26 protein-coding genes are annotated in these 24,437 nt (G+C 73.8%); 13 read left to right on the forward strand and 13 right to left on the reverse strand.

Features of this window, described 5'->3' with window-relative positions:
* Positions 1 to 44 precede the first annotated feature (44 nt).
* Positions 45 to 1,712 carry a WD40 repeat domain-containing protein gene (locus ADL08_RS09515; RefSeq protein WP_053641636.1) on the forward strand — a complete coding sequence of 556 codons (1,668 nt, stop codon included), beginning with the start codon at positions 45 to 47 and terminating at the stop codon, positions 1,710 to 1,712.
* 33 nt (positions 1,713 to 1,745) lie between these two features.
* On the opposite strand, the gene ADL08_RS09520 is transcribed toward ADL08_RS09515, so the two are convergent.
* Together ADL08_RS09520 and ADL08_RS09525 are read right to left on the reverse strand one after the other, a co-directional pair.
* Entirely contained in the window at positions 1,746 to 2,534 is a 789-nt protein-coding gene (locus ADL08_RS09520) for a hypothetical protein (RefSeq protein WP_053641637.1), read from the reverse strand.
* A gap of 411 nt (positions 2,535 to 2,945) precedes the next feature.
* Positions 2,946 to 4,643, reverse strand: coding sequence for a PucR family transcriptional regulator (locus ADL08_RS09525; protein ID WP_053641638.1), 1,698 nt, complete (start codon positions 4,641 to 4,643; stop codon positions 2,946 to 2,948).
* A 310-nt stretch (positions 4,644 to 4,953) separates the two neighbouring features.
* Here ADL08_RS09525 and ADL08_RS09530 point away from each other — a divergent pair, with 310 nt between their 5' ends.
* From ADL08_RS09530 to ADL08_RS09550, 5 genes are all read left to right on the forward strand, one after another.
* Complete coding sequence (locus ADL08_RS09530; protein WP_053641639.1) at positions 4,954 to 5,844, forward strand: FAD binding domain-containing protein; 891 nt, start codon at positions 4,954 to 4,956, stop codon at positions 5,842 to 5,844.
* A 1-nt stretch (position 5,845) separates the two neighbouring features.
* Complete coding sequence (locus ADL08_RS09535; RefSeq protein WP_053641640.1) at positions 5,846 to 6,433, forward strand: (2Fe-2S)-binding protein; 588 nt, start codon at positions 5,846 to 5,848, stop codon at positions 6,431 to 6,433.
* Positions 6,434 to 6,435: 2 nt separating this feature from the next.
* A complete protein-coding gene (gene pucD, locus ADL08_RS09540) occupies positions 6,436 to 8,841 on the forward strand; it encodes a xanthine dehydrogenase subunit D (protein WP_053641641.1) in 2,406 nt (801 codons plus the stop codon).
* Between the two features lie 202 nt (positions 8,842 to 9,043).
* Positions 9,044 to 10,510, forward strand: coding sequence for an NCS2 family permease (locus tag ADL08_RS09545; protein WP_053641642.1), 1,467 nt, complete (start codon positions 9,044 to 9,046; stop codon positions 10,508 to 10,510).
* A gap of 41 nt (positions 10,511 to 10,551) precedes the next feature.
* On the forward strand, positions 10,552 to 11,688 hold the full coding sequence (locus tag ADL08_RS09550) for an XdhC family protein (RefSeq protein WP_053641643.1): 1,137 nt from the start codon (positions 10,552 to 10,554) through the stop codon (positions 11,686 to 11,688).
* 16 nt (positions 11,689 to 11,704) lie between these two features.
* On the opposite strand, the gene ADL08_RS09555 is transcribed toward ADL08_RS09550, so the two are convergent.
* Both ADL08_RS09555 and ADL08_RS35300 read right to left on the reverse strand, forming a co-directional pair.
* Positions 11,705 to 12,442 (reverse strand): restriction endonuclease, encoded by a 738-nt coding sequence (locus ADL08_RS09555; protein WP_078968274.1) that lies wholly within the window; start codon positions 12,440 to 12,442, stop codon positions 11,705 to 11,707.
* A 200-nt stretch (positions 12,443 to 12,642) separates the two neighbouring features.
* Positions 12,643 to 12,816, reverse strand: coding sequence for a CsbD family protein (locus ADL08_RS35300; RefSeq protein WP_078968275.1), 174 nt, complete (start codon positions 12,814 to 12,816; stop codon positions 12,643 to 12,645).
* Positions 12,817 to 12,980: 164 nt separating this feature from the next.
* On the opposite strand from ADL08_RS35300, the gene ADL08_RS09560 reads away from it, so the two are divergent.
* A complete protein-coding gene (locus tag ADL08_RS09560; RefSeq protein WP_053641644.1) occupies positions 12,981 to 13,370 on the forward strand; it encodes a hypothetical protein in 390 nt (129 codons plus the stop codon).
* Between the two features lie 12 nt (positions 13,371 to 13,382).
* On the opposite strand, the gene ADL08_RS09565 is transcribed toward ADL08_RS09560, so the two are convergent.
* A complete protein-coding gene (locus ADL08_RS09565; RefSeq protein WP_234352072.1) occupies positions 13,383 to 13,763 on the reverse strand; it encodes a cupin domain-containing protein in 381 nt (126 codons plus the stop codon).
* On the opposite strand from ADL08_RS09565, the gene ADL08_RS35305 reads away from it, so the two are divergent.
* Positions 13,754 to 13,969, forward strand: a complete 216-nt coding sequence (locus ADL08_RS35305; RefSeq protein WP_078968277.1) for an MFS transporter — start codon at positions 13,754 to 13,756, stop codon at positions 13,967 to 13,969. The two genes, ADL08_RS09565 and ADL08_RS35305, sit on opposite strands and share 10 nt — an antisense overlap.
* A gap of 23 nt (positions 13,970 to 13,992) precedes the next feature.
* On the opposite strand, the gene ADL08_RS09570 is transcribed toward ADL08_RS35305, so the two are convergent.
* The gene (locus ADL08_RS09570) at positions 13,993 to 14,373 is read right to left on the reverse strand and encodes a MerR family transcriptional regulator (RefSeq protein WP_053641645.1); all 381 of its coding nucleotides are present in this window, start codon (positions 14,371 to 14,373) and stop codon (positions 13,993 to 13,995) included.
* An 84-nt stretch (positions 14,374 to 14,457) separates the two neighbouring features.
* Here ADL08_RS09570 and ADL08_RS09575 point away from each other — a divergent pair, with 84 nt between their 5' ends.
* On the forward strand, positions 14,458 to 15,705 hold the full coding sequence (locus ADL08_RS09575) for an MFS transporter (RefSeq protein WP_078968278.1): 1,248 nt from the start codon (positions 14,458 to 14,460) through the stop codon (positions 15,703 to 15,705).
* Between the two features lie 7 nt (positions 15,706 to 15,712).
* Here ADL08_RS09575 and ADL08_RS09580 read toward each other — a convergent pair whose 3' ends face one another.
* The 5 genes from ADL08_RS09580 to ADL08_RS09600 form a co-directional block, all read right to left on the reverse strand.
* Positions 15,713 to 16,096: a GntR family transcriptional regulator gene (locus tag ADL08_RS09580; RefSeq protein ID WP_053641646.1), complete on the reverse strand. Its 384-nt coding sequence runs from the start codon at positions 16,094 to 16,096 to the stop codon at positions 15,713 to 15,715.
* Entirely contained in the window at positions 16,093 to 16,881 is a 789-nt protein-coding gene (locus ADL08_RS09585) for a hypothetical protein (protein WP_053641647.1), read from the reverse strand. Before ADL08_RS09585 ends, ADL08_RS09580 begins: the two co-directional genes overlap by 4 nt.
* Before the next feature lie 101 nt (positions 16,882 to 16,982).
* On the reverse strand, positions 16,983 to 18,299 hold the full coding sequence (locus ADL08_RS09590; RefSeq protein WP_053641648.1) for an ROK family protein: 1,317 nt from the start codon (positions 18,297 to 18,299) through the stop codon (positions 16,983 to 16,985).
* Between the two features lie 154 nt (positions 18,300 to 18,453).
* Positions 18,454 to 18,699 (reverse strand): hypothetical protein, encoded by a 246-nt coding sequence (locus ADL08_RS09595; RefSeq protein ID WP_053641649.1) that lies wholly within the window; start codon positions 18,697 to 18,699, stop codon positions 18,454 to 18,456.
* Between the two features lie 145 nt (positions 18,700 to 18,844).
* Positions 18,845 to 19,450: a TetR/AcrR family transcriptional regulator gene (locus tag ADL08_RS09600; protein ID WP_053641650.1), complete on the reverse strand. Its 606-nt coding sequence runs from the start codon at positions 19,448 to 19,450 to the stop codon at positions 18,845 to 18,847.
* A 200-nt stretch (positions 19,451 to 19,650) separates the two neighbouring features.
* Here ADL08_RS09600 and ADL08_RS09605 point away from each other — a divergent pair, with 200 nt between their 5' ends.
* Positions 19,651 to 20,805 (forward strand): acyl-CoA dehydrogenase family protein, encoded by a 1,155-nt coding sequence (locus ADL08_RS09605; RefSeq protein ID WP_053641651.1) that lies wholly within the window; start codon positions 19,651 to 19,653, stop codon positions 20,803 to 20,805.
* 101 nt (positions 20,806 to 20,906) lie between these two features.
* On the opposite strand, the gene ADL08_RS09610 is transcribed toward ADL08_RS09605, so the two are convergent.
* Positions 20,907 to 21,440: a hypothetical protein gene (locus ADL08_RS09610; RefSeq protein ID WP_053641652.1), complete on the reverse strand. Its 534-nt coding sequence runs from the start codon at positions 21,438 to 21,440 to the stop codon at positions 20,907 to 20,909.
* Positions 21,441 to 21,532: 92 nt separating this feature from the next.
* Here ADL08_RS09610 and cutA point away from each other — a divergent pair, with 92 nt between their 5' ends.
* Complete coding sequence (gene cutA / locus ADL08_RS09615; protein WP_053641653.1) at positions 21,533 to 21,865, forward strand: divalent-cation tolerance protein CutA; 333 nt, start codon at positions 21,533 to 21,535, stop codon at positions 21,863 to 21,865.
* Here cutA and ADL08_RS09620 read toward each other — a convergent pair.
* Positions 21,862 to 23,172: a helix-turn-helix domain-containing protein gene (locus ADL08_RS09620; RefSeq protein WP_053641654.1), complete on the reverse strand. Its 1,311-nt coding sequence runs from the start codon at positions 23,170 to 23,172 to the stop codon at positions 21,862 to 21,864. The genes cutA and ADL08_RS09620 overlap by 4 nt on opposite strands.
* A gap of 266 nt (positions 23,173 to 23,438) precedes the next feature.
* On the opposite strand from ADL08_RS09620, the gene ADL08_RS09625 reads away from it, so the two are divergent.
* A complete protein-coding gene (locus ADL08_RS09625) occupies positions 23,439 to 23,942 on the forward strand; it encodes a hypothetical protein (protein ID WP_234352073.1) in 504 nt (167 codons plus the stop codon).
* Positions 23,935 to 24,375 (forward strand): ATP-binding protein, encoded by a 441-nt coding sequence (locus ADL08_RS09630; protein WP_078968279.1) that lies wholly within the window; start codon positions 23,935 to 23,937, stop codon positions 24,373 to 24,375. Before ADL08_RS09625 ends, ADL08_RS09630 begins: the two co-directional genes overlap by 8 nt.
* Positions 24,376 to 24,437 lie beyond the last annotated feature (62 nt).

Here is a 24,437-nt window from a genome sequence, read left to right on the forward strand (position 1 = left end):
GTGGGCGTCAGCCGCTCGTACCGTGCCGTCCGTGAGGTGCCCCCATGCCGTCCGCGACCCCGTCCCCGGCCTGGGACGGACGTCGGCCCGCCACCGGTACGGAACCCGGGGCGACGGCCCTGCTCGGCTGGCTCACCGACCCCGACGCGCCCCGGCTCTGCCTCGTCACCGGCGCCCCCGGCAGCGGCAAGACGGCGCTGCTCGGCTGGCTCGCCGCGCACGGCCCGCGCTCCGGCCGCACCCGCCGCCGCCCCGCCCGGGTGCTCGTCCCGCTGGCCGGGCAGAGCGTCCTCGGCGCGGCCTGGACCGTCGCCGACCGCCTCGGCGTGGTGGCCGGAACCCCCGGCGACCTCGTCGACGCCCTCGCCACCAGCGAGGCGCGGCCCACCGGCCGGGCCGTCCTGCTCCTCACCGACCTGCACGCCGCCGCCGAACCCGACGCGCTCGCCCGGCTGGTCACGGAACTCGCCGGCGTGGGCCGGGTCCGGCTCGTGGTCGAGGCCCGCGACGACACCCCCGCCCTCGCCGCCCTGCGCGCCGACCGCCGGGTGGCCCTCGTGGACCTCGACGGCGACCCCGCCCCCCTCGACGCGCCCACGGAGCCCGCCCGGCCGCTGCCGGACCTCTCCGACCCGGCGGCCGTCTGCGCCGCCGACCCGCTGCTCGTCACCACGGCGTACGTCACCGGCTCCGCCCCGGCCGGGGTGCCCGGCACCCTCGACGGGCCCGAACCCTCCGGGCGCCCCGGCGAGACCACCGCCGAGGACCACGGCGGCCTGCGCACCGCCTGGATGCGGGCCGGACAGTCCCTCTGCCGCGCGCAGCCCCCGGCGGAACGGGCCCTGGTGCTGCTCGCCGCGCTCGGCGACGGGGCCGACCCCCGGCTGCGCCCCGCCCTCGCCGACCTCGCGGCGGCCGCGCCCTGGCGGCTCCGCTGGGCCCGTCACCGCGGCGACCTGACCCCGCCCTGGCCGGGCCCGGTCACCGTCCTCGGCGCGGCGGGCGGCCCGCTGGAGGGCACCCTGCTCGTGGGCGACCGCACCGGCACCGTACGCCTGCTGCACGAGACCGACGCGAGCTCCGCCGGGCGCCTGGCGCACACCGTTCCCGGCCGGATCGCCGCCCTGGCGCCCGCGCCGGACGGCACGGTGCTGATCCTGGACGACCGGGGCCGGCTGCACACCGTACGGGGCACGGCGCCCCGGCCCCCGTACCTGGAGCGCCTCACCGAGGCGGTCTCCGCGACGCTCGCCCGCCACCCCGGCACGGCCCTCGCGGCGATCGCCGGCTCGGTGGTGGTGGGGGACCGGCTCGGTTCCGTGCACGCCTTCGGCCTCACCGGCCTCCACCAGACGGCCTCCCACAGCGGCCGGGTCACGGCGGTCGCGGCGGTGGAGTCCGCGACCCCCTTCGTCTGCTCCGGCGGCGCCGACGGGACCGTGCGGCTCTGGACCCCGGGGCGCGACCCGCGCCCCGAGCCCCTCGCCGAACGCCCCTCCCCGGTGGTCTCCCTGCACGCCGCGGAGACCCCGCGGGGCTCCCTGGTCGCCGCGGCCTGGGCCGACGGGCTCGTCGAGCTCCACCGGCCGGAGGGCGGCCCGAAGCTCTCCTTCCGCCCCGGCCCCCCGGTCCGCGCCGTCGCCGTCACCGGCTCCGGTTCCCTCCTCGTCGGCACCGACGAGAGCCTGCTGTGCCTCGCCGCGAAAAGGTGACGCCGGGTCAACAAGCCTTTCTATGAAGGGAATTCATGCGGCCGGGTGCGGGGTGAGCTGGGACGACAGCCAGGTCGGCACCCCGCCCAGCAGCCGGAAGAGGCGCCGCGCCTCCGCCCGCAGCCGGCCGGCCTCCGGTTCGGTCTCGGTGGTGGCCAGGGCGGTGAGGGCCGGAGCCGTACCCACCAGGTAGCCCAACTCCTCCCGGATCCGCAGTGATTCGGCGAATCCGTGTCTCGCCTCCGCCAACTCGCCCTCGCGCAGCGCCAGTCCGGCCAGGTGGCGCCAGGTGGAGGAGAGCAGCAGCGAGTCCCCCTGGGCGGCCGCCCCCGCGTGCGCCCTGCGGTACGCGGCGCGGGCCGCCTGCGGGGAGTCGCCGAGGTTCTGGGCGATCAGGCCGCGCCGGAAGTCCAGCAGCGGCCGGCCCCCGGCGGAGGGGGCGATCAGGGCCGCCGCCCGGCCCAGGGCCATCCGGGCCTCGTCGGCCCGGTCGCGGACCCCGAGCAGGGTGGACGCGTAGGCGAGGTAGCCGCGTTCGCAGGCGGCGGCTCCGCGTTCCTCGTCGGTGCGGGCGACCGCCTCGGCCGTCCGCAGGGCCTCCTCGGCGTCGGCCCAGCCCTTCTCGGTGTAGAGGCAGCGCTCGATGAGCAGCGCGGCCCGTTCGAGCGCCGCGGCCGGTTCGGTGGCGCGCGGCGCGAGCAGCGCGGCCGCGTCCGTCCAGCAGCCCCGGGAGCGGAGACGCCATATGGCGGTCTCCACGGGAGTCTCCTTGCCGTGGGCGAGGGACGGATCTTCGCCATCCCTTGATTCGGAACCAGACATGGCGGTATCCGCCACATTGCCCTCCCCGAGCGCGCCATCGAGCTGTTGAGTAGACCCGCATCTCAGCACGAAGGGCCGCACCCGGCCAAGGGGTCGGGTGAAAGATTTCACAAAGGGACGATCGGTGTGGTGACCACCCTTCGGAGGGCGTCCGACGGGCCGTCAGATCGCCGCCGGGCCCGGGATCGGGCCCCGGCCCGGCCCGGCGGCCCACCCGGCCGACAGGTTCCCACCAGCCCGTACGTCACTCCTTCGGACTCCTCCGAAGGAGTGAATTCCCGGACGGGTTTCCGGGCCGCCGACGGGTCTCTGCCGGGCCTTCGACGGACCTTCGACGGACCTCCGCCGGGTGTCCCCGCCGGGCCTCCACCGAGCCTCCGACGCGCCTCCGCCGGATCGCTCCGGGACGCCTCAGCTCATCCGCAGCGCCAGGAAGAAGTCGAGCTTGTCCTCCAGCCGGGACAGGTCGCGGCCGGTGAGCTGTTCGATCCGGCCCACCCGGTACCGCAGCGTGTTCACGTGCAGGTGGAGCCGGGACGCGCAGCGCGTCCAGGAGCCGTCGCAGTCCAGGAACGCCTCCAGGGTCGGGATCAGCTCCGCCCGGTGCCGCCGGTCGTAGTCCCGCAGCGGGTCGAGCAGCCGGGCCGTGAACGCCCGGCGGACGTCGTCGGGCACGAACGGCAGCAGCAGCACGTGCGAGGCCAGCTCGTGGTGCCCGGCCGCGCAGACCCGGCCCGGCCGGGCCGCGGCGACCCGGCGGGCGTGCCGGGCCTCCTCCAGGGCCCCGCGCAGGCCCTCCGCCGAGTGCACGGCCGCGCTGACGCCCAGGGTCAGGCGCCCGTCGTCGGCGAGGCCCGCGGAGAGCGGAGCCCGTACGGCGGCGAGCAGCGCGTCCGCGTGCAGACCGGCGGCGGGCGTCCGGCCCTCGTCCTCGCTGTCCGGCAGCGGCCCGGCGGCCAGCGGCACCAGGGCGATGGCCTCGTCCCCGCTGTGCGCGACGGCGATCCGGTCGGCCGATTCGGCGCCGGCGGTCGCCGGGTCCACCAGGATCTCCTCCAGGAGCGCCTGCGCGACCGGGCCGCCGTCCACGGCGGAGCCCTGACCGGCCTCCTGCTCCCACTCCACCCGGGCGACGACGACCTGCCAGTGCGGGGCCGTGCCCAGCCCGGGGAGCAGCACCGGGGCGGCCACCCGCAGCCGGGCCGCGATCTCGGCGGGCGCGGCGCCCGTCTGCACCAGCTCCAGGACCTCCTGGGCGAGCCGGCGCCGCACCGTACGGGCCGCGTCGCGCCGGTCGCGCTCGACCGCGATCAGCTGGGTCACGCCCTGGAGCAGGTCGAGCCGGGCGGCCGGCCAGTCCCCGGCGTCCGCCTCGACGGCGAGCAGCCAGTCCGAGAGGACCGTCTCGCGCACGTCCCGGACGGCGGGCGCGGCGCCCCGGCCGGTGTTGCGGATCGGGAAGAGCGAGTACGTCGTGCCGCCGCCGGTCACCCGGTGCGGACCGCGCCGGCCGGTCCGGACGGCGGCCAGGTGCTCACCGGCCAGGGTGGCGGCGAGTCCGCTGTCCAGCGGCTCCCCGGCGCCCGCGATCCGGCGGCCGGTGGGGGAGAGGACCCAGGCCCGCAGGTCCAGGTCGGAGCCGAGCAGATCGAGGACGACCTCGGGGCCGCCGCCCGCCGGACCGGAGGTCATCAGGCGCCGGTGGCGGTCGACGACGGCCGCCAGGTCCCCGGCCCGCTCGCCGGACACCTGTCGAACAACGTGCTCGGTGATCGTCGCGAACGCAACGGACTCGTTGACCGCGAAGAGCGGCAGCCGATGGCGCGAACACGCCTGTACGAGATCGTCGGGGATGTCCCCGAGCTCCGCCTCGCCCGCCGCGAGCGCCGCCACCCCGGCCGAGGCCAGGAGCCGGGCGAAGGGCTCGGCGTCGGCCGGCTCCCGCAGCCAGGCGAGACCGGTGAGGACCAGCTCTCCGCCGGACAGGTACCGGCTGGGATCCTTGAGGTCCGTCGTCATCACGCCCCGGACGGTGCGGTCCAGCTCGTCCTCGCCGCCGAGCAGGCGCAGCCCCAGCGCGTCGTTCTCCAGCAGTGCGCGCAGCCGCATGATGTCGCCGCCGTCCTTCTCGTCAGTGCTCGTGGATGTCGCGTTGTCGACGGTGCGGTGGTGCCACCGTTTCCAGGGGGAAACGGTGAGGTTTCCGTTTCCCGTCTTTCGTTCGAATCTACAAGACGACGGTGGGCGCCAGCCAACTCCTTCATGTTTTCGGTGACTGCACCCAGGAGAACGTGGGCTTGTGTACTAGGCCACACACCGCGTGAACAGCACATGAACAAGTCGAGGGCCGGCCGTCTTCCCGGGCCCATCCGCACCGCCCTGATCATCCGATCACCAGAATCACTAGAAGAGAGCCACCATGGACTTCCTTCGCCCCGCCAGCTGGGAGGAGGCGCTCGCCGCCAAGGCCGAGCACCCCACGGCCGTGCCCATCGCAGGCGGTACCGACATCATGGTCGAGATCAACTTCGACCACCGGCGTCCCGAGTACCTCCTGGACCTGAACCGTATCGAGCTGCTGAGCGAGTGGGAGGTCGGCGAGGAGAACGTCCGGCTCGGCGCCTCCGTCTCCTACACCCGGATCATGGAGAACCTGCGGGCCGAACTGCCCGGCCTGGCGCTCGCCTCGCACACGGTGGCCTCCCCGCAGATCCGCAACCGCGGCGGCGTCGGCGGCAACCTCGGCACCGCCTCCCCGGCCGGTGACGCCCACCCGGCCCTGCTCGCCGCGGGCGCCGAGGTCGAGGTCGAGTCCGTGCGCGGCAGCCGGTTCATCCCGATCGACGCGTTCTACACGGGTGTGAAGCGCAACGCGCTGGAGCCCGACGAACTCATCAAGACCGTCCACATCAAGAAGGCGGACGGCCCCCAGCAGTACTCCAAGGTCGGCACCCGCAACGCGATGGTCATCGCCGTCTGCGCCTTCGGCCTGGCGCTCCACCCGGAGACCCGGACCGTGCGCACCGGCATCGGCTCCGCCGCGCCGACCCCGATCCGCGCCAAGGAGGCCGAGGCCTTCCTGAACGCGGCCCTGGAGGAGGGCGGCTTCTGGGACAGCGGAAAGATCATCACCCCGTCGATCGCGAAGCAGTTCGCCGACCTCTGCTCGGGCGCCGCGAACCCGATCGACGACGTCCGGGGCACCGCCAAGTACCGCCGCCACGCCGTCGGCATCATGGCCCGCCGCCAGCTCGGCTGGACCTGGGAGCAGTACCGCGGCACCGGCCGCACGCTTGAGGGAGCTGCATAACATGCGCGTCAATTTCACGGTCAACGGACGTCCGCAGGAGGCCGACGACGTCTGGGAGGGCGAGTCCCTCCTCTACGTCCTGCGCGAGCGGATGGGCCTGCCCGGCTCCAAGAACGCCTGCGAGCAGGGCGAGTGCGGTTCCTGCACGGTCCGCCTCGACGGCGTCCCCGTCTGTTCCTGCCTCGTCGCCGCCGGCCAGGTCGAGGGCCGCGAGGTCGTCACCGTCGAGGGCCTCGCCGAGTTCGCCAAGGAGCGCGCGGAGCACGGCTCCTGCGGCACGGGCTCCTGTGGCACCCCGCTCGACGCCGCCAAGAAGTGGGAGGCCAGGCCGAGCCAGGACTCCCAGACCGGCGAGGGCGTCGAACTGAGCCCCGTCCAGCAGGCGTTCATCGACGCCGGCGCCGTCCAGTGCGGCTTCTGCACCCCCGGTCTGCTGATCGCCGCCGACGAACTCCTGGAGCGGCAGAGCGACCCGTCCGACCAGGACATCCGCGAGGCCCTCTCCGGCAACCTGTGCCGCTGCACGGGCTACGAGAAGATCCTCGACGCGGTCCGCCTCGCGGCCGCCCGTCAGGGAGAGGCGGTCTGACCATGGCGCAGAACACCCGTACCGCACCCGCCGGTACGCCCACCAACGTCACCCAGAACCACACCAAGGGCGGCATCGGCGAGTCCACGCTCCGCCCCGACGGCACCCTCAAGGTCACCGGCGAGTTCGCGTACTCCTCGGACATGTGGCACGAGGACATGCTCTGGGGCCAGACGCTGCGCTCCACCGTCGCCCACGCCGAGATCGTCTCCATCGACGTCTCCGAGGCCCTCGCCATGTCCGGCGTGTACGCCGTCCTCACGTACGACGACCTGCCGACCGAGGTGAAGAACTACGGTCTGGAGATCCAGGACACCCCCGTCCTCGCCCACGGCCGGGTACGGCACCACGGCGAGCCGGTCGCCCTGATCGCCGCCGACCACCCGGAGACGGCCCGCCGCGCCGCCGCCAAGGTCAGGATCGAGTACCGGGAGCTGCCCGTCGTCACCGACGAGGCCTCCGCGCTCGCACCCGACGCGCCCCTCATCCACGAGGGCCGCGACGACCACCACGCCGGACACGTCCCGCACCCCAACATCGTGCACCGCCAGCCGATCGTCCGCGGCGACGTGGCGGAGGCCCGCAAGCGGGCCGACGTGATCGTCGAGGGCGAGTACGTCTTCGGCATGCAGGACCAGGCCTTCCTCGGCCCCGAGTCCGGCCTCGCCGTGCCCGCCGAGGACGGCGGCGTCGACCTGTACGTCGCCACCCAGTGGCTCCACTCCGACCTGCGCCAGATCGCGCCCGTCCTCGGCCTGCCCGAGGAGAAGGTCCGCATGACGCTCTCCGGCGTCGGCGGCGCCTTCGGCGGCCGCGAGGACCTGTCGATGCAGATCCACGCCTGCCTCCTGGCGCTCCGCACCGGCAAGCCGGTCAAGATCGTCTACAACCGCTTCGAGTCCTTCTTCGGCCACGTGCACCGCCACCCGGCCAAGCTCCACTACGAGCACGGCGCCACCAAGGACGGCAAGCTCACCCACCTCAAGGCCCGGATCGTCCTCGACGGCGGCGCCTACGCCTCGGCCTCCCCGGCCGTCGTCGGCAACGCCTCCTCGCTCGGCGCCGGACCGTACGTGGTCGACGACGTCGAGATCGAGGCGGTCGCCCTCTACACCAACAACCCGCCCTGCGGCGCGATGCGCGGCTTCGGCGCGGTCCAGGCGTGCTTCGCGTACGAGGCGCAGATGGACAAGCTCGCGAAGAAGCTGGGCATGGACCCGGTCGAGTTCCGGCAGATCAACGCCATGGAACAGGGCACGCTCATGCCCACCGGCCAGGTCGTGGACTCGCCGGCCCCGGTCGCCGAGCTGCTGCGCCGGGTCAAGGCCCGTCCGATGCCGCCCGAGCAGCAGTGGCTCGCCGCCGGTGAGCAGGCCGACGTCCGCGCGCTGCCCGGCGGCCTCTCCAACACCACGCACGGCGAGGGCGTCGTCCGCGGCGTCGGCTACGCCGTCGGCATCAAGAACGTCGGCTTCTCCGAGGGCTTCGACGACTACTCGACCGCCCGCGTGGTCCTCCAGGTCATCAACGGCGAGCCCGTCGCCATGGTCCACACGGCCATGGCGGAGGTCGGCCAGGGCGGCGTCACCGTGCACGCCCAGATCGCCCGCACGGAACTCGGCGTCACCCAGGTCACCATCCACCCGGCCGACACCCAGGTCGGCTCCGCCGGCTCCACGTCCGCCTCCCGGCAGACGTACATGACCGGCGGCGCGGTGAAGAACACCTGCGAGGCCGTCCGCGAGAAGGTCCTGGAGATCGGCCGCCGCAAGAACGGCTCCTACCACCCCGCCTGGGCGACCGCCGAACTCCTCCTGGAGGGCGGCAAGGTCGTCACCGACGGCGGCGAGGTCCTCGCGACCCTCGCCGACGTCCTGGAGGGCGAGGACCCGGTCGACCTGGAGCTGGAGTTCCGGCACCGCCCGACCGTCCCCTTCGACCTGGTCACCGGCCAGGGCGACGGCCACGTCCAGTACACCTTCGCCGCGCACCGCGCGGTCGTCGAGGTGGACACCGAGCTCGGCCTCGTCAAGGTCGTCGAGCTCGCGACCGCCCAGGACGTCGGCAAGGCGCTCAACATGCTCTCCGTCGTCGGCCAGATCCAGGGTGGCACCACCCAGGGCCTGGGCGTCGCGGTGATGGAAGAGATCATCGTGGACCCGAAGACCGCGAAGGTGCGCAACCCCTCCTTCACGGACTACCTGATCCCGACGATCCTCGACACGCCGACCATCCCGGTCGACGTGCTCGAACTCGCCGACCCCAACGCGCCGTACGGCCTGCGGGGACTCGGCGAGGCCCCGACCCTGTCGTCCACCCCGGCCGTCCTCGCGGCGATCCGGAACGCGACGGGCCTGGAGCTCAACAAGACGCCGGTCCGCCCCGAGGCGCTCACCGGCACCCTGTAGCACCCTCCGGGCGGTACGGCCCGTCCCGGGAGCGTCACCCCTCCCCGCCCGTACCGCCCGCCCCCACGCACCACCCCCGTTCGTCTCGGGCCGTCCCCCGGGTCGTGCAGCCACGCAGCATCCCAAATCCCGCGGCTTCAGCCGGACCAGAACCCTTCGAAGTCCGACGCGGGTGCCCCTTTGAACCTTGGGAGTAGGCCCCATGACCCAGTCGTCAGTGGAGCCCAAGACCACCGCGGAGGACGTGGGCTCCGGCTCGCGCACCCCCGCCGGCAGGTCCTGGCTCGACCGGTACTTTCACATCTCGGAGAGAGGATCCACCGTCGCGACGGAGGTCCGCGGCGGCGTCACCACCTTCATGGCGATGGCGTACATCCTCCTGCTCAACCCCCTGATCCTCGGCGGCAAGGACGTCGACGGCAATCTGCTCGGCCAGCCGGCGCTCATCACCGCCACCGCCCTCGCCGCGGCCGCGACGACCCTCCTCATGGGCTTCTGGGGCAAGGTCCCGCTCGCCCTCGCCGCCGGTCTGAGCGTCTCCGGGGTCATGGCCTCGCAGGTCGTCCCCGTCATGACCTGGCCGCAGGCCATGGGCATGTCCGTGGCCTACGGCGCGGTGATCTGCCTCCTGGTGGTCACCGGCCTCCGCGAGATGATCATGAACGCGATCCCGCTCGCCCTGAAGCACGCCATCACCATCGGCATCGGCCTCTTCATCGCGATCATCGGCTTCGTGAAGGCCGGCTTCGTGCACGAGAACCCCGCCCCGGGCGGCGGCCCCGTCTCCCTCGGCCCGGCCGGCGAACTCCAGGGCTGGCCCGTCCTGATCTTCGCCTTCACCCTGCTCCTGATCTTCGCCCTCCAGGCCCGCAACGTCCCCGGCGCCATCCTCATCGGCATCGTCGCCGGCACGGTCGTCGCGGTCGTCCTCAACGCGGTCGCCGACATACCCGCCAAGGCCTGGTTCTCCGGCCCGCCGGAGCTCGACGGCAGCGCGGTCTCCGCCCCCGACTTCTCCCTCATCGGGGACGTGTCCTTCAGCGGCTGGGGCGACGTCGGCTACATCACGATCACCATGATCGTCTTCACCCTGGTGCTCGCCGGCTTCTTCGACGCCATGGCGACCATCCTGGGCGTCGGCACCGAGGCCAAGCTCGCCGACGACAAGGGCCGCATGCCCGGCCTCTCCAAGGCCCTCTTCATCGACGGCGCCGGCGGCGTCATCGGCGGCGGCGCCGGCGCCTCGGGCCAGACGGTCTTCGTCGAGTCCGCCACCGGCGTCGGCGAGGGCGCCCGCACCGGCCTGGCCTCCGTGGTCACCGGCGGCTTCTTCGCCCTCTGCCTCTTCTTCACCCCGCTCACCGCGATCGTGCCGCAGGAGGTCGCCGCCGCGGCCCTGGTCGTCATCGGCTCGATGATGATGCAGAACGCCAAGCACGTGGACTGGAGCGACCGCTCCGTCGCGATCCCGGTCTTCCTCACCGTGGTCCTGATGCCGTTCACGTACACCATCACCACGGGTGTCGCCGCCGGTGTCATCTCCTACGCGGTGATCAAGACCGCTCAGGGGAAGGCGCGGGAGGTCGGGGCCTTCATGTGGGGCCTGACCGCGATCTTCGTCGTGTACTTCGCCATCCATCCGATCGAGAGCTGGCTCGGCGTCGGCTGACGCCCCCACCGCCCTCCCCGCACCTTCCAAGGAGAACCGAGATGCTGGACATCGCCGAAGAGCTGCACCGGTGGGTCGAGCAGGGACGCGCCTTCGCCGTCGCCACCGTGGTGGCGGTCGGCGGCAGCGCGCCCCGGCAGCCGGGCGCCGCGCTCGCCGTCGACAGCGAGGGCACGGCGATCGGATCGGTCTCCGGGGGGTGCGTGGAGGGCGCGGTCTACGACCTGTGCGTCCAGGCCCTCGACGACGGCCACACCGTCGTCGAGCGCTTCGGCTACAGCGACGAGGACGCCTTCGCCGTCGGCCTGACCTGCGGCGGCGTCATCGACATCCTCGTCACCCCGGTCCGCGGCGGGGTCCTCCCCGCCGCGCTCGCCGCCGCCGTCGGGGGCGAGGCGGCGGCCCTCGCCCGGATCGTCTCCGGCCCCGACGACCTGCTCGGCCGGGCCCTCCTGGTCCGCCCCGACGGCTCGTACGAGGGGAGGCTCGGCGGCCACCCCGAGCTGGACCGCACCGCGGCCGGCGAGGCCCGCGCGATGCTCGACGCGGGCCGCACCGGCACCGTGGAGATCGGCGAGGACGGCAGCCGCTGCGGACAGCCGCTGACCCTCCTGGTCGAGTCCTCCGTGCCCGCCCCCCGCATGATCGTCTTCGGGGCCATCGACTTCGCCGCCGCGCTCGTCCGGGTCGGCAAGTTCCTCGGCTACCACGTCACCGTCTGCGACGCCCGGCCCGTCTTCGCGACCCCGGCCCGCTTCCCCGAGGCCGACGAGATCGTCGTCGAATGGCCCCACCGCTACCTGGAGTCCACCGAGGTGGACGGCCGGACCGTCCTCTGCGTCCTCACCCACGACGCCAAGTTCGACGTGCCCCTCCTCCAGGTCGCCCTCCGGCTCCCCGTCGCCTACGTCGGCGCGATGGGCTCCCGCCGCACCCACGAGGACCGCAACGAGCGCCTGCGCGGGGTCGGCGTCACCGAACTCGAACTCGCCCGCCTGCGCTCCCCGATCGGCCTCGACCTCGGCGCCCGCACGCCGGAGGAGACCGCGCTGTCGATCGGTGCCGAGATCGTCGCCCACCGCCGGGGCGGCACCGGGGCCTCCCTCACCGGCGCCCACACCCCGATCCACCACGACGCGCCCCGGGGGCCGCTGGGCCGGATAGGTTCCGTGGCCTAGGGGGTGTCTTCGACGGTCAGGCCGGATCCACCGGAAGCGCCTCCCACGGGGGAGGCGCGAGCTGCTCCGTCCAGGCCGCCAGGGCCTCGCCGTCGACGCAGACGATCCCGCAGGTGTCGGCGTACTCGGCGGCCGGCGCGGTGAGGGAGCTGGTGGTCACGAGCACGGCCACGTCCGCCTCGTGCACGGTGAAGCAGGTGCCGCCGAACCGCTGGAGGTCCTGGGAGCCCACCCGGTGGTCCTCCGCGTACTGCTTGCACTGGATCACCACCCGGCGCCCGTCCATGGTCGTCGCGATCACGTCGGCGCCCAGGTCGCCCGCGCCGCCGACCACCTCCACGGGGGTGCAGCCGTCCCGCGCGCAGAGCGCGGCGACCGTGTGCTCGAAGCCGTCGGGGTCGACCGCCGTGTGGTCCAGCGCCTCCGCCCCGACGTCGGGCACGTCCATGACCGGGGCGGCGGCGGGGGCACGGAGGACTCCGGGCCCCCCGACGGGTGCCGCGCGCCTGCGCACGGGCGCCGCGCTCCTCCTGACCAGCGCGAAGGCCACGGCGAGTGCCCCGAGGGCGGCGAACGCCACCAGGAGGGCGGCCGACACCCCCGAGCCGCTGTCCCCGGCCGCCCCGGCCGTCTTGAAGAAGAGGGCCAGACCCCCGACGCACGTCCCCGCGAGCCCGATCGCGAGCACCAGATCGCGCCCGACCGCCACGGGGCCGCGCCGCACCGGCCCCCTGTCCTGCCCGATGGATCCCATCAGGGCCCCTCCCTCCCTCGCGTACGAACTCCCGCGTACGAACTCCCGCGTACGAACTCCTCGTGCACGACCTCGCGCGCACGACCCCTCGCGCACGATCCCGCGCGCACGACCCCTCCTGTACGGCGCGTCCGGGTCCGCACATGCCGCGGCCCCGACCCGGAAGGGGCCGGGGGCCGCGGCATCTGCCGACCCGGAGGTCAGTGCTTGAAGGCGTCCTTCGTCTTCTCCTTGGCCTCGCGGGCGTCGCCCTTGGCGCGCTCGGCGCGGCCCTCGCCGGCCATCCGCTCGTCGCCGAGCGCACGGCCCGTGTTCTCCTTGACCGCGCCCTTGACCTGCTCGCCCTTGGCCTTGATCTTCTCGTTGCCCGACATGTCGGCTCCTCTCCGAGAACCTGGAAAACCGTTGCCTTGATGGAATGCCGCATAACCGCGAACCGGCCCCCGAAACGGGTCCTCGTGCCCGGCCCGCGATAATCGCCGTGGGCCACGCGTGCGCGTGCGGACGGCCCGACCATCCCGAGGACGAAGGACCGAAGATGCTGAAAGCGGGCGGGCGAGTACGCCTCGCGGTGGACCTCAGGCTGGCCGGAGAGGTCGTCCCGGCCGCCGGACCCGGGGCGGAGACGGGCGCCGGAGCGGGGTTCCTGGCCCTGGCGGCCGGCACCGGGGGAACGGTCGAGCGGGTGGACGAGGACCGCCCCCGGAGCCGGGAGGTGCGCGAGTACGAACGGCTCAAGTCCCTCCTGGACGACTTCGGCCACCAGCTGCCCCCGGCCAGCGGGCGGCAGCTCGAAGAGCAGGTCGCCGCCCTGGAACCCGCCTGGGCCGCCTACCTGGAGCGGAAGCTCCGCACGACCGTCCGCGTCCGCCTCGACAACGGGTTCGTCCTCGACGACGCGCCCGGGGACCTCTTCACGCCCGCCTGACCGGTCCGTTCCTCATCCGGCCGCCGCCGGGCCCGTACGGACCACGGCCCGGCCCCCGTGGGGACCGAACAGGTGCAGGATCTCCACCGCCTCGCGGCCGGCGGGCCCGAACCAGTGCGGTTCGGCGGTGTCGAACCCGGCCGTCTCGCCCGGCCGCAGGACGACCTCGCGCTCCCCGGCCAGCACGTACGGCCACTCGTGACCGGCGTGGGACACCAGCCGCGGCGCGCGGTGCGCGAGGACCTGCTTGAAGACCTGGACCCGGCCCGGGCACCGCGTCAGCGGGACGAGGACGCTCCCGCGCCCCCGGCTCCTCGGCGTCAGACGGACCCGGGGGGCACCGGTGGCCGATGCCGGCGACGAGTTCCGCGAGTCCGGTGTCCATGCGGTCATTCTGCGGCCCCCGCACAGCACCCGGACGACGTTCTTGCGGTCTCCGCAAGGTTCCTGGCCCCGTCCTCCTCCCCGGCGCCCTCGCCGACCGCTTCGGACGCCGCCGGGTCTTCCGGTGCGGACTGCTCCTCTTCGGCCTGGCCTCCCTCGTGTGCGCCCTCGCCCCGTCCCCCGGCGTCCTGGACCCGGCGCCCCCGCCGCACTGACCGGGGAACGGGCGGACGACGCGTCAGGCGGCCGGTTCGGCCGGGACCGCCTTCCGGACCTCCGCGAGGTACGCGGTCATGGCGTCCCGGTTGCGGGCCAGTTGGTCGATCCGCCGCGACATGCGCGCGCACTCCAGCTCCAGGAGCGCGATCGTCTCCGGCGTCGGGTTCGGGATGTCGATCCGTCCCGGCGGCCCGAGGCAGGGCAGGATCCTGCGGATCGTCTGCGTCGGGAGGCCCGTGTCGAGCAGCCCGCGCACCTGCTGGACGCGGTCCACGCAGGACTCGGGGTACTCCCGGTAGCCGTTGGCGCACCGCCGGGAGGCGATCAGCTCCTGCTCTTCGTAGTACCGCAGCATCCGGCGGGAGACACCGGTGCGTTCCGACAGCTCCCCGATCCGCACGGACCTCGCCCCCACCCGTTCCCACGACGCTTTTCCGGATCCCGCTTGACCCTCACATCAATGGAAGGGTTCGAGCATGCTGTCATGCCGAGCACAGACCTGACCAGAGGGCCCTCCCACGGCCCCGCCCCCGCCCCGCGACGGGCCGAAATCCCTTCACGGCCGGACAAGTTGCCCCTGCCCGCGCTGCTCGCCCTGGCGACCGCCGTGTTCATCACGAGCCTCACCGAGACGCTGCCCGCCGGGCTGCTGCCCGCGATGGGCGGCGACCTGGGCGTCAGCGAGTCCGCCACCGGGCAGACGGTGACGGTCTACGCCCTCGGCACCGTGCTCACCGCCATCCCGCTCTCCGCCGCGACCGCCGCCTGGCGCCGCCGCCGGCTCCTGCTGACCGCCATGGCCGGGTTCGCCCTCGCCAACACGGTGACGGCGCTCTCCACCTCCTATCCGCTGACGATGGGGGCCCGGTTCGCCGCCGGGGTCGCGGCCGGCCTCGCGTGGGCGCTGCTCGCCGGCTACGCGAGGCGGATGGCTCCCGTACACCTCCAGGGCAAGGCCATCGCGGTGGCCATGGCGGGCATCCCCGTCGCGCTCTCCCTCGGCGTGCCCGCCGGGACGTTCATCGGCAAGGCCGTCGACTGGCGGACGGCCTTCCTCGTCATGACCGGCCTGACCCTCGTCCTCCTCGCCTGGATCCTGGCCGCCGTCCCGGACTATCCCGGCCACCGCCCGGAGAAGGGTTCCGCGCCGTCGATGCTCGGGGCGCTCAAGGTGCCGGGCGTCACCCCCGTCCTCGCCGTCACCCTCGTCTTCGTCCTCGCCCACACCCTCCTCTACACCTACATCGCCGCCTTCCTCGACCGGCTCGGGATGGGCGGCCGGGCCGACGTCGTCCTCCTGGTCTTCGGCGGTGCCTCGCTGCTGAGCATCTGGGCCGTCGGCACCCTGATCAACCGCCGGCTGCGCGCCCTGATGATCACCGGCACGCTGCTCGTCGCGGTGGCCGGCGGCCTCCTGGCGCTGTTCGCGCAGTCGCCCGCGCTCGTCTACGGCGCGGTGGTGCTCTGGGGCCTGGGCTGGGGCGGTGCGCCGACCCTGCTGCAGACGGCGGCGGGCGACGCGGGCGGCGAACAGGCCGACGCGGCGCAGGCGATGCTGGTCACCCTCTGGAACGTCGCCATGGCGGGCGGCGGGGTGGTCGGCGGCCTCCTCCTCGACGCGTTCGGCACCGGAGCCCTGCCCTGGAGCGTGCTGATCCTCCTGGTCCCCGTGACGGCCCTGGTCGTCGCGGCCCGCGCCCACGGGTTCCCGGCCCGCCGGGACGCTCCCTGACGAAGTCTCAGGCGGGGGGCGCGTCCAGGGCCGCCCGTACGGCGGCCAGGACGGCCGTCCCGTCGGCGCCCGTCGCGCGGGCCCCGGCGACGTACGCGCGGGCGAGCCGGGTGAGGGCGGCGGTGTCGACGGGGGCGGCGCCGGGGCGGGCGGCGACCCTGGTGCCCGCGCCGCGGCGGGTGCGGACGAGGCCCGCCGCCTCCAGCTCCTTGTAGGCGCGGTTGACGGTGCCGGGGGCGAGCCCCAGGTCGGCGGCGAGCCGGCGGACGGTCGGGAGCCGTTCGCCCTCCGGCAGGACGCCGCCGCCGATGAGCGCCGCGAGCTGGCAGCGGATCTGCTCGTACGGCGGGACCGGGCCGGTCGTGTCCACGCGTACGGCCGGGCCGTTCACGACCGGCTCCGGAAGGCGGCCGGCGGGGCGAGGACGGTGAACAGCGACCACAGCGCCGTGCCGGCCGCGACCGCGGCGACCGGCAGCAGGAGCAGACCGGCGGTGTGGACCACGGGCCCCACGCAGGACAGCGAGCGCAGCGCGCCGGAGGCGAAGAGGGCGGTGCCGGCCAGCGGCGCCGAAACCAGGAGCCCCCACGCGGCCGTCACGGCGCGGGCGCGCTCCCGGCGCCGCCGCGCGTCGGCGGCCACCGCCGCGGAGTCGCCCCCGGGGACCGGGCGCCCGGTGATCCGGCGCAGCGCGTGGCCGCAGGCGGCGGTGCCGCACGCGAGGGCGGCGAGCACCGGGGCGCCGTAGAACAGGCCGGGCCAGGGCCCCCGGGTCTGGGTGAGGCTTCCGCAGGCGACGCCGAGCGTGCGGCCCGCCCTGCCCATGTCGTCCGGGGAGGCGGTGAGCGCGGCGACGGCGAGCAGGGCGACGAGGACGGCGGCCTCGACGGCGAGCAGGACGGTGAAGCGTGCCGGCAGGACGTCGCGGACGCGGCGCGGGACGAGGCTCGCGCGTCGCACCGCGCCCCCGGGCCCCGGCGTCAGCGCGTCGGCGGCCAGGACGCCCGCCGTGGCGCAGACGGCGAAGACCGGCAGGGCGTGGAGGACGCCGAGCCCGAGCCCGGCGCCCCGGGCGACCGTCCAGGCCGCCGCCGCGCCGATCGCCGCACCGCCCCACCGGACGAGCAGTTCGGCGCGGGCCGGCCGGTGCGGGGCGGGCAGGGCGGAATCGAGCATGGTGACCCCCGTCAGAGCTCTTGTGTCAAGCGGTAGGCACAAGATGGAGGACCTCACGGCTTGTGTCAAATGAATGACACAAGGGGGTGGCGGGGGAGGGATCAGTGGGCCGTCCGCTCCCGTACGGTCGTCGCCCACGCCGGCTGCTCCCCGGCGGTCTCGGTCTCGGTCTCGGCCCGCCGGCCGCCCCGCGCGAAGAAGTCCGCGAGGGGCAGGATCGCCGCGCCGACCGTGACCGCGTCCGGGCCCAGCGTTCCCAGGCCGATGCGGACCCGGGCCGCCGGGTACTTCAGGGCGTACTCCCGGGCGTAACCGGTCACGGTCTCCAGGAAGCGGGTGCCGAGCTGGAGGCCGGCCCAGCCGCCGACGAGGATGCGTTCGGGCTGGAAGAGGTTGATGAGGTCGGCGAATCCGGCGCCGAGGAACTCGGCGGTCTCCTCCAGGACGGCGAGGGCGGTGGCGTCGGGCGGGGTCGTGGTGTCGGCCGGATAGGCGGCGGCGAGCATCGCCGTCAGGGCCGTCTCCTCGTCCACGTCCTCCGGAGGACGCCCGCCCGCCTCGCGCCAGCGCTCCAGCAGCGCCTCCGCGCCCGCGTACGCCTCCAGGCAGCCCAGGGCGCCGCAGCGGCAGCGGCGCCCCCGCACCCGGACCGTCAGATGGCCCCACTCGACCGCCCGCCCCGGCCCCGCCGGGTCGGTGACGACGCAGGCGCCGACGCCGGAGCCGAAGAGCACGACGACGGCGCTGCGGGCGCCGCGTCCGGCGCCGAACCACATTTCGGCCTGGCCGAGGGTCTTGGCGCCGTTGTCGATCCAGTACGGCACCGAGGCCGGGAGGTCCACGCTCTCGCGGAGCAGGCGCTCCAGCGGGACGGCGTCCCAGTCGACGGTCTGGCCGTGCACGACCGCGCCGTCCTCCGGGGTGCGGGCCACGATGCCGGGGACGCCGACGCCGACGCCGAGGAGCTGGTCGGCCGGCACGTCCGCGGTCCGCAGCACCTCAGCGATGCCGTCCCGGAGGTGGCCGACGACGACCCCGACCTCGTAGCGGTTGTGCGGATGCGTGCGGTCCACGGCCAACGGGCGCTCGGTGCGCGCGAGTTCGGTGAGGGCGAGGTCGAAGAGCTCGACCCTGATCCGGGTCTCGCCGACGTCGACGCCGATCATGAAGCCGCTGCCGGAGGAGATCCGGAGCAGCGTACGGGGGCGCCCGCCGGCCGAGTCGACGCTGCCGGCCTCCTCGACCAGGCCCTCCGCGACCAGTTCCGCGACCACGTTGCTGATCGAGCCGGAGCTCAGTCCGGTCGCGGGGCCCAGTGAGAAGCGGCTCATCGGCCCGTCGAAGTACAGGCGCTGGAGGACGGCGGTGCGGTTCTCGCGCCGCAGGTCACGGACGGTGCGTCCGTTCCGCATGGTCACTGGGCCCCCTGGGTGAAGTAGTCCTGACCGCAACATACCGCTGCGGGGCCCCCGGGGCGACTTTATCTTTAGGTTTAAGTCATGACATGAAATAAGGGAGTCGGAGCCCTGGTGCCTTCACTTCCCGAACGCGGGACGTGCCGTCGGATGTTCCCTAGGCCCCCAGGAGGGTCCGGAGGTGGGCGCAGGCGTCGGCCTCGTCCGGGTACGTGGCGACCGGCTCGTACGCGCCCCGCTCGTACACCCCGGTCTCCCAGCCGCCCCCGCCCGGCGCCGCCCGCAGATAGGCGAAGTCGGTCGGGACGGGGGAGGGTTCGTGGACGTCCTCGATCCAGTAGTAGCCGGCGGGCACCCCGGCTTCCCGGAGCGCCCGTTCGAGCGTGCGCCGGTGGCCGGTCATGCGGGGACGCGCACGAGGTAGCCGTGGTCGAGCAGCCACTTCACGTCGAGGCGCTGCCCCTCGCCCGGGTCCGGGAAGACCGGAACCGGCCATTCGCGTCGGGGGCGTGGGCGGGCCTTCGTGGACGGGTCTTCGCGGTCGGGGGTCAGGCCTTCCGGAGGCCGCTGAGGAGCAGTTCGGCGAGCTGGTCGTACGCCTCCGCGTCGGCCAGGCCGGTCGCGGCGGCGACCTGGCGCCGCTGGATGCGGACCATGACCGAGGAGATGACGTCGGCCGCGAAGGTCACGTGCACCTCGCGGAAGACCCCGGCCCGCACGCCCTCCTCGATGAGCTGCTGGACCCGCCCGGCGGCGGCGCGCGTGTTGCGCTCGTAGACCTCGGCCGCCGGTTCGAAGGCGGCCACGTCGTCGAAGAACTGCGGCGAGACCGGAGCCAGTTCGGCCGATACCGCCCGCAGGTAGGCGGCGAGCCGCTCGGCGGGTCCGGTGGCGGCGGCGAGGACGGCCTCGACCCGGGCCGTGGCGCGCCGGAAGAAGTGCACGACCGCCGCCCGGACCAGCTGCTCCTTGCTGCCGGCCAGGCCGTACAGGGTCCGCTTCGAGCAGTGCAGCCGGGCGGCCAGGTCGTCGAGCGTCAGACGGGCGAAGCCCTCGCCGACGAGGAGGGCGACGAGCTCCTCGAAGAGGGCGGAACGGCGTGCCGCCCCGCGGCCCGTCAGCTGCGGGGTGTCGGCGGCGGAGGTCTCGATCACCCGGCCAGTATTCCAGGCCGCGTCCCCGGAGGGCGGTGCCCCCGGAGGGCGGTGCCCCCATCCCGCGCCCGCGGCTCCGGCACCCGCGGGGGCGGCCGGGACCGTGCGGTTCCAGGGGTTGCGGCCGCCCTCTCCTGCGCTACCCTGACCGGTACTGGAGTACCCTCTCCAGTACCACTTTGCGCGCTGCTGGAGTCGCCATGGATGTCGACCGCCTGCTTCCCACCCCCGAGGCGGCGGACCTCATCGCCCTCACCCGGGAGATCGCCGACAAGGAGCTCTCTCCTCGGGTGGACGAGCACGAGGCCGCCGAGACCTATCCCGAAGGGCTCTTCGAGACCCTCGGCGAGGCGGGGCTCCTGGGCCTCGCGTACCCCGAGGAGTACGGCGGCGGGGGCCAGCCGTACGAGGTCTACCTCCAGGTCCTGGAGGAACTGGCCGCGCGCTGGGCGGCCGTGGCCGTCGCCACCAGCGTCCACACCCTGGCCTGCCACCCCCTGCACGCCTTCGGCACGCCGGAGCAGAAGGAGCGCCTGCTGCCCGCGATGCTGGAGGGCCGGACCATCGGCGGCTACAGCCTCTCTGAGCCGCAGGCCGGCTCCGACGCGGCCGCCCTCAGCTGCAAGGCGGAGCGGCAGGCGGACGGCAGCGGGTACCGGATCACCGGCACCAAGGCCTGGATCACCCACGGCGGCCGGGCCGGCTTCTACGCCCTCTTCGCCCGTACGGCCCCCGGCAACCGCGGCGTCTCCTGCTTCCTGGCCCCCGGCGCCACCGAGGGCCTCTCCTTCGGCGCGCCCGAGCGCAAGATGGGCCTCCAGGCCGTCCCCACCACCGCCGCCTACTGGGACGGAGCCCTCCTGGAGGAGGACCGCCTCGTCGGCGAGGAGGGCCAGGGCCTCCAGATCGCCTTCAGCGCCCTCGACAACGGCCGCCTCGGCATCGCCGCCTGCGCCACGGGCCTCGCCCAGGCCGCCCTGGACACCGCCGTCGCCTACGCCAACGAGCGCACCACCTTCGGCCGCCGGATCGTCGACCACCAGGGCCTCGGCTTCCTCCTCGCCGACATGGCCGCCGCCGTCGACGCGGCCCGCGCCACCTACCTGGACGCGGCCCGCCGCCGCGACCTCGGCCGCCCCTTCAGCCGCCAGGCCAGCGCGGCCAAGCTCATCGCCACCGACACGGCCATGAAGGTCACCACGGACGCGGTCCAGGTCCTCGGCGGCTACGGCTACACCCGGGACTTCCCGGTGGAGCGCTACATGCGCGAGGCCAAGATCATGCAGATCTTCGAGGGCACGAACCAGATCCAGCGGCTGGTGATCAGCCGGGGGCTGGCGCTCGCGGAGCAATAGCAGGTCAACGCCTACATTGGCGGGCTTTGCTCAGTCCCCCGAAGTGCTCGTTGCGCGCTTCGGGGGCCGCCTTTCACGGCGGTTGCGAGAATTTTGGGAGATCAAGTTCTCAACAACTTCTTCTGAGGGGACCGGCCCGTACTCCCGACGTCGAGGACCGGGCGGAGGGACTCCTGCCACAGTCGCTCCAGGGTGTCCGCGATTGCCGGCTCCATGCCGAGGATCGCGTGAGAGTAGGTGCCCTCCACTCCCGGGACCTCGTGGCCCGGCCGCTCCTCGATGGCGACGCGCGGGTGGCGCCCCTCCTCGTCCAGCCAGACCTTGACGGCATGGCGCAGGCCGTGCGGAGTCATGCCCGTAAGACCCCGCACGGGGCGAATCCCGGGGCGGGCTGAGTGCCCGCGGCTGCTGGGCTTCGGCGCCCGACCGTCGACGACCGGGTGGAACATGTCGGGATAGAACTCGCCGCCGATGAGGAGTTGACCCCCCTTGGGGGCCGTGAGGACCAGCTCGTTCTCATGGGAGTCGACGAGCTGGTGCAGCAGGCCCGCGAGGAACAAGGGGGTGATCAGCTCCCAGGCCGACTGGTACTTCGGCTCAATCAGTTTCGCCGAACCGTCGATGTACTGGCTCACGGCTACCAGGGGAGGGGCGGGGGCTGACATCTCCCGACGGGTGACCGATGGGGGCCTGTTGGCGTCCGGGACCGCTGGTTAGGGTTCCGATCATGACCGACAACATCGTGCAGGTATCGACTGCCACGGCGACCTGGGAGGAAGCGGTCACGCTCGCGGGCCCGGCGGTCGAGAAGCGGCTCGCCGCCGGGGCGCAGATCATCGGGCCCGTCACCTCTGTGTACTGGCACCTGGGGGAGTACGGGACCGGCGAGGAGTGGCAGGTGCTCTTCAAGACGACCGAGGCGCAGTATCCGGCGCTCGAGGCCGACCTGCTCGAGCGGCACCCCTGGGACAACCCGGAGCTGTGCGCGGTGCCGGTGAAGTTCGCCGCGCCCCGGTGCGCGGAGTGGGTCCGCGACTCCGTCACCGGGGCTGGGGCCTAACCGGCGGCGAGTTCCAGGAGCTCGCGGACGGCGGGCAGTTCCGCGTGGACGCGGAGCTCGCCGACGAGCGGGGTGATCCGCTGCATGGGCCGGATCGATGCGACGCCGGTCGCGAGCTCGAGCGCGCGGCCGGTCGTCGCGGCGGCCTGCTCGACCTCGCCCGCGGTGAGGAAGGCCTCCGCGAGCCACGACAGATACAGGGCCTTGTCGCGGGCGTGCTCGTCGGAGTACCGGCCGAGGGAGTCGACGAGCGCAGGGACGGCGCGCAGCGGGTGGCGGAGTTCGGTCCAGCACCGGCCGGTCATGATGCCGAGCTCTGTGCGGTCGACCCAGACGGACCAGTCGGGTTGCGGCTCGCCGTCCTGCGCGTCGTTGAGGGACTCGTGGGCAGCAGCGAGGGCGGCTTCCGCGCCTCTGGCCCGTCCGTCGACGGCGCAGGCCCAAGCGAGGCGCTCGTACAGCAGGGCACGGACGGTTGCCGGCGTGCGGGTGGTGATGGTCTCGCAGGAGTCGCGGGCGAAGGCCACCGCCGTGCGCCGGTCGTCCGGGAGCGTCTTGTAGGCGAGGAACGCGAGGCTGTTGCCGTACAGGTCGGCGTCCCCGGCTTCGCGGGCGTAGAGGCGGCTTTCCTCGTACAGGGCTGCCGCCTCCTTCGAGTGCCCGCCGTCGAAGAAGGCCCATCCGGCCTGTTGGGCCTGCTCGGCGAGGAGGCCGGTCAGGCGGGTGCGGACGTCGGTGCCGGTGAAGGAGCCGCGGGCGAGGAGGGTCTTGGTGCGCTGGACCTCGCCGAGGTAGACGCGGCAGGTGTCGCCGCCACCGAGGACGTCGTCGAGGCGGCGGAGGCGGGCGGTGCGCTCGCGGAGCCGGTCGACGTACGAGGCGGTGATCCGGTCGGGTTGGGGTGCGTGGTGGAGTGCCGGCAGGGCGGCGGCCAGACTGGCCGTCGTGGCGACCTGCAGAACGGTGCGGCGGTGCATCGAGGGTCCGCTCCAGCGGGACGTTCCGGCAGGAGCGTCCTCCGCCTCCCACGGTTGGGGAGCGAGACCGACCATGTGCCCCGGTACGCGTAACGCCTGCGCGATGAGCCGGATCTTGTCGAAGCTGGTGATCCGGCCGGTGCCCCGTGCGAGCGAGCTGATCCTCTCCGGCTTGATGTCCAGCTCGGCCGCCAGCTTCGAGTAGCTGATGCGGGCACGCTCGCGCGCCATGCGGAACACGGTTCCGAAGTCGTGTGCGCCCAGGGCGCGCTGCATGTCCTCGTCCTCGAGGAGCTCCCGGGGGAGCGTCGTCGGCGGCTGGTAGCTCATGCGGTCTCTTCCTGCCCGTCCAAGCCTGCCCCTCCTGCGTCCCGGGGGGCATCCCCATCATGGGGACACCCACGGTGGGGACGCGCCCGCTTCACGGGGATTCCACTCTGGGACACGAAAGCCCCGGAGGCCGTGGTGTGCACATCCGGGGCGGAGACGACTGGCTAGGAGTCGCCGTGCCCGAGCGTACCCAACTGCCTCCGAGTAGTGGAGTAGTTGAGCGAACTGTCCGACCGACCCGTATCGCCGAGGAGTCCGCACAGGTCGTGCACCTGCGGAGGGAGCGGGAGCTCGCCGCCGCGGCGTGGCTCCTCGTTGCGGCGAAGGACGCCAAGGCAGCTCGACACGAATGGGCGACGTACGGTGTCGCTCTCCTGCGCTGCGGCACCTTGTTCTCCGCCGTCCGCATGCCGGCCGACCTGGTCCACGCCGCTGCCGACAGCGAAGACCGGGAGGAGGTCGCGCACTTCCTCGACGTCGTCCTCGAGGGCGGGCCGGTCATCCACGACGCGGGGAGCCGCCAGTTCTACGCCCTGAGCCCGGCGAGCACCTTCCGGTACTGGCGGATCGTGGGAACCGAGTGCCTGGGGACGGACGCCTTCCTCGGCGTGCCGGCCACCGATCTGACGGCGCCCGACCCGCGGTGTTCGGCGTACTGGGCCGTCCCGATGGACGGGCCCGGGACGCTGTGCGTGCCGGGGGCGGTCGTGAAGCTGGTCGGCATCGGCCGCGACGCCCTCGACCGGGCGGAAGGCGAAGGCGATGAGTAGAGCCGCGCCGAGCCGCCCGCCGCTCCTCTTCCCCAGCAGTCGGGGTGGGTCGTCGTACTCGCGGATGCTGCCCCGTGAGCCGGAGTCGACCGCCGTCGCCCGGCACTTGGTCCGCGGCGCGCTCGACCGCTGGTGCCTGGACGAGCTCGTCGAGGGTGCGGCCCTGGTTGTCACCGAGCTGGTCACGAACTGCGCCCAGCACGCCCGCGGTACGACGATCCATGTCGTCGTCGCGCTGCACCGGACCGGCTGGGTACGAGTCTCCGTCGTCGACCGCGACCGCAAGCCACCGGTTCAACGCATGCCGGCCGACGACGCCGAGCGCGGCCGTGGCCTCGCCCTCGTCGACGCGGTCGCGACCCAGTGGGGCGTCGACCCGCTCCCGTGGGGGAAGCGCGTGTGGGCCGACTTCGCGCCGGAGGTGAGGACGTGACCCGGGAGCGCGCGGCCGTCTGGTCGTACTGCGCCGTCCTCGGCGACCTGGTGCTCGTCCTC

The sequence above is a fragment of the Streptomyces sp. NRRL F-6492 genome (assembly GCF_001280125.1).
Taxonomy (GTDB): Bacteria; Actinomycetota; Actinomycetes; order Streptomycetales; family Streptomycetaceae; genus Streptomyces.

Excerpts from the sequence above, each read along its gene's own strand:
- ADL08_RS09515 (WP_053641636.1), top strand. The coding sequence starts at position 45 with ATGCCGTCCGCGACCCCGTCCCCGGCCTGGGACGGACGTCGGCCCGCC.
- ADL08_RS09520 (WP_053641637.1), bottom strand. The coding sequence starts at position 2,534 with ATGTCTGGTTCCGAATCAAGGGATGGCGAAGATCCGTCCCTCGCCCAC.
- ADL08_RS09525 (WP_053641638.1), bottom strand. The coding sequence starts at position 4,643 with ATGCGGCTGCGCGCACTGCTGGAGAACGACGCGCTGGGGCTGCGCCTG.
- ADL08_RS09530 (WP_053641639.1), top strand. The coding sequence starts at position 4,954 with ATGGACTTCCTTCGCCCCGCCAGCTGGGAGGAGGCGCTCGCCGCCAAG.
- ADL08_RS09535 (WP_053641640.1), top strand. The coding sequence starts at position 5,846 with ATGCGCGTCAATTTCACGGTCAACGGACGTCCGCAGGAGGCCGACGAC.
- pucD (WP_053641641.1), top strand. The coding sequence starts at position 6,436 with ATGGCGCAGAACACCCGTACCGCACCCGCCGGTACGCCCACCAACGTC.
- ADL08_RS09545 (WP_053641642.1), top strand. The coding sequence starts at position 9,044 with ATGACCCAGTCGTCAGTGGAGCCCAAGACCACCGCGGAGGACGTGGGC.
- ADL08_RS09550 (WP_053641643.1), top strand. The coding sequence starts at position 10,552 with ATGCTGGACATCGCCGAAGAGCTGCACCGGTGGGTCGAGCAGGGACGC.
- ADL08_RS09555 (WP_078968274.1), bottom strand. The coding sequence starts at position 12,442 with ATGGGATCCATCGGGCAGGACAGGGGGCCGGTGCGGCGCGGCCCCGTG.
- ADL08_RS35300 (WP_078968275.1), bottom strand. The coding sequence starts at position 12,816 with ATGTCGGGCAACGAGAAGATCAAGGCCAAGGGCGAGCAGGTCAAGGGC.
- ADL08_RS09560 (WP_053641644.1), top strand. The coding sequence starts at position 12,981 with ATGCTGAAAGCGGGCGGGCGAGTACGCCTCGCGGTGGACCTCAGGCTG.
- ADL08_RS35305 (WP_078968277.1), top strand. The coding sequence starts at position 13,754 with ATGCGGTCATTCTGCGGCCCCCGCACAGCACCCGGACGACGTTCTTGC.
- ADL08_RS09565 (WP_234352072.1), bottom strand. The coding sequence starts at position 13,763 with ATGACCGCATGGACACCGGACTCGCGGAACTCGTCGCCGGCATCGGCC.
- ADL08_RS09575 (WP_078968278.1), top strand. The coding sequence starts at position 14,458 with ATGCCGAGCACAGACCTGACCAGAGGGCCCTCCCACGGCCCCGCCCCC.
- ADL08_RS09585 (WP_053641647.1), bottom strand. The coding sequence starts at position 16,881 with ATGCTCGATTCCGCCCTGCCCGCCCCGCACCGGCCGGCCCGCGCCGAA.
- ADL08_RS09595 (WP_053641649.1), bottom strand. The coding sequence starts at position 18,699 with ATGACCGGCCACCGGCGCACGCTCGAACGGGCGCTCCGGGAAGCCGGG.
- ADL08_RS09605 (WP_053641651.1), top strand. The coding sequence starts at position 19,651 with ATGGATGTCGACCGCCTGCTTCCCACCCCCGAGGCGGCGGACCTCATC.
- cutA (WP_053641653.1), top strand. The coding sequence starts at position 21,533 with ATGACCGACAACATCGTGCAGGTATCGACTGCCACGGCGACCTGGGAG.
- ADL08_RS09620 (WP_053641654.1), bottom strand. The coding sequence starts at position 23,172 with ATGAGCTACCAGCCGCCGACGACGCTCCCCCGGGAGCTCCTCGAGGAC.
- ADL08_RS09630 (WP_078968279.1), top strand. The coding sequence starts at position 23,935 with ATGAGTAGAGCCGCGCCGAGCCGCCCGCCGCTCCTCTTCCCCAGCAGT.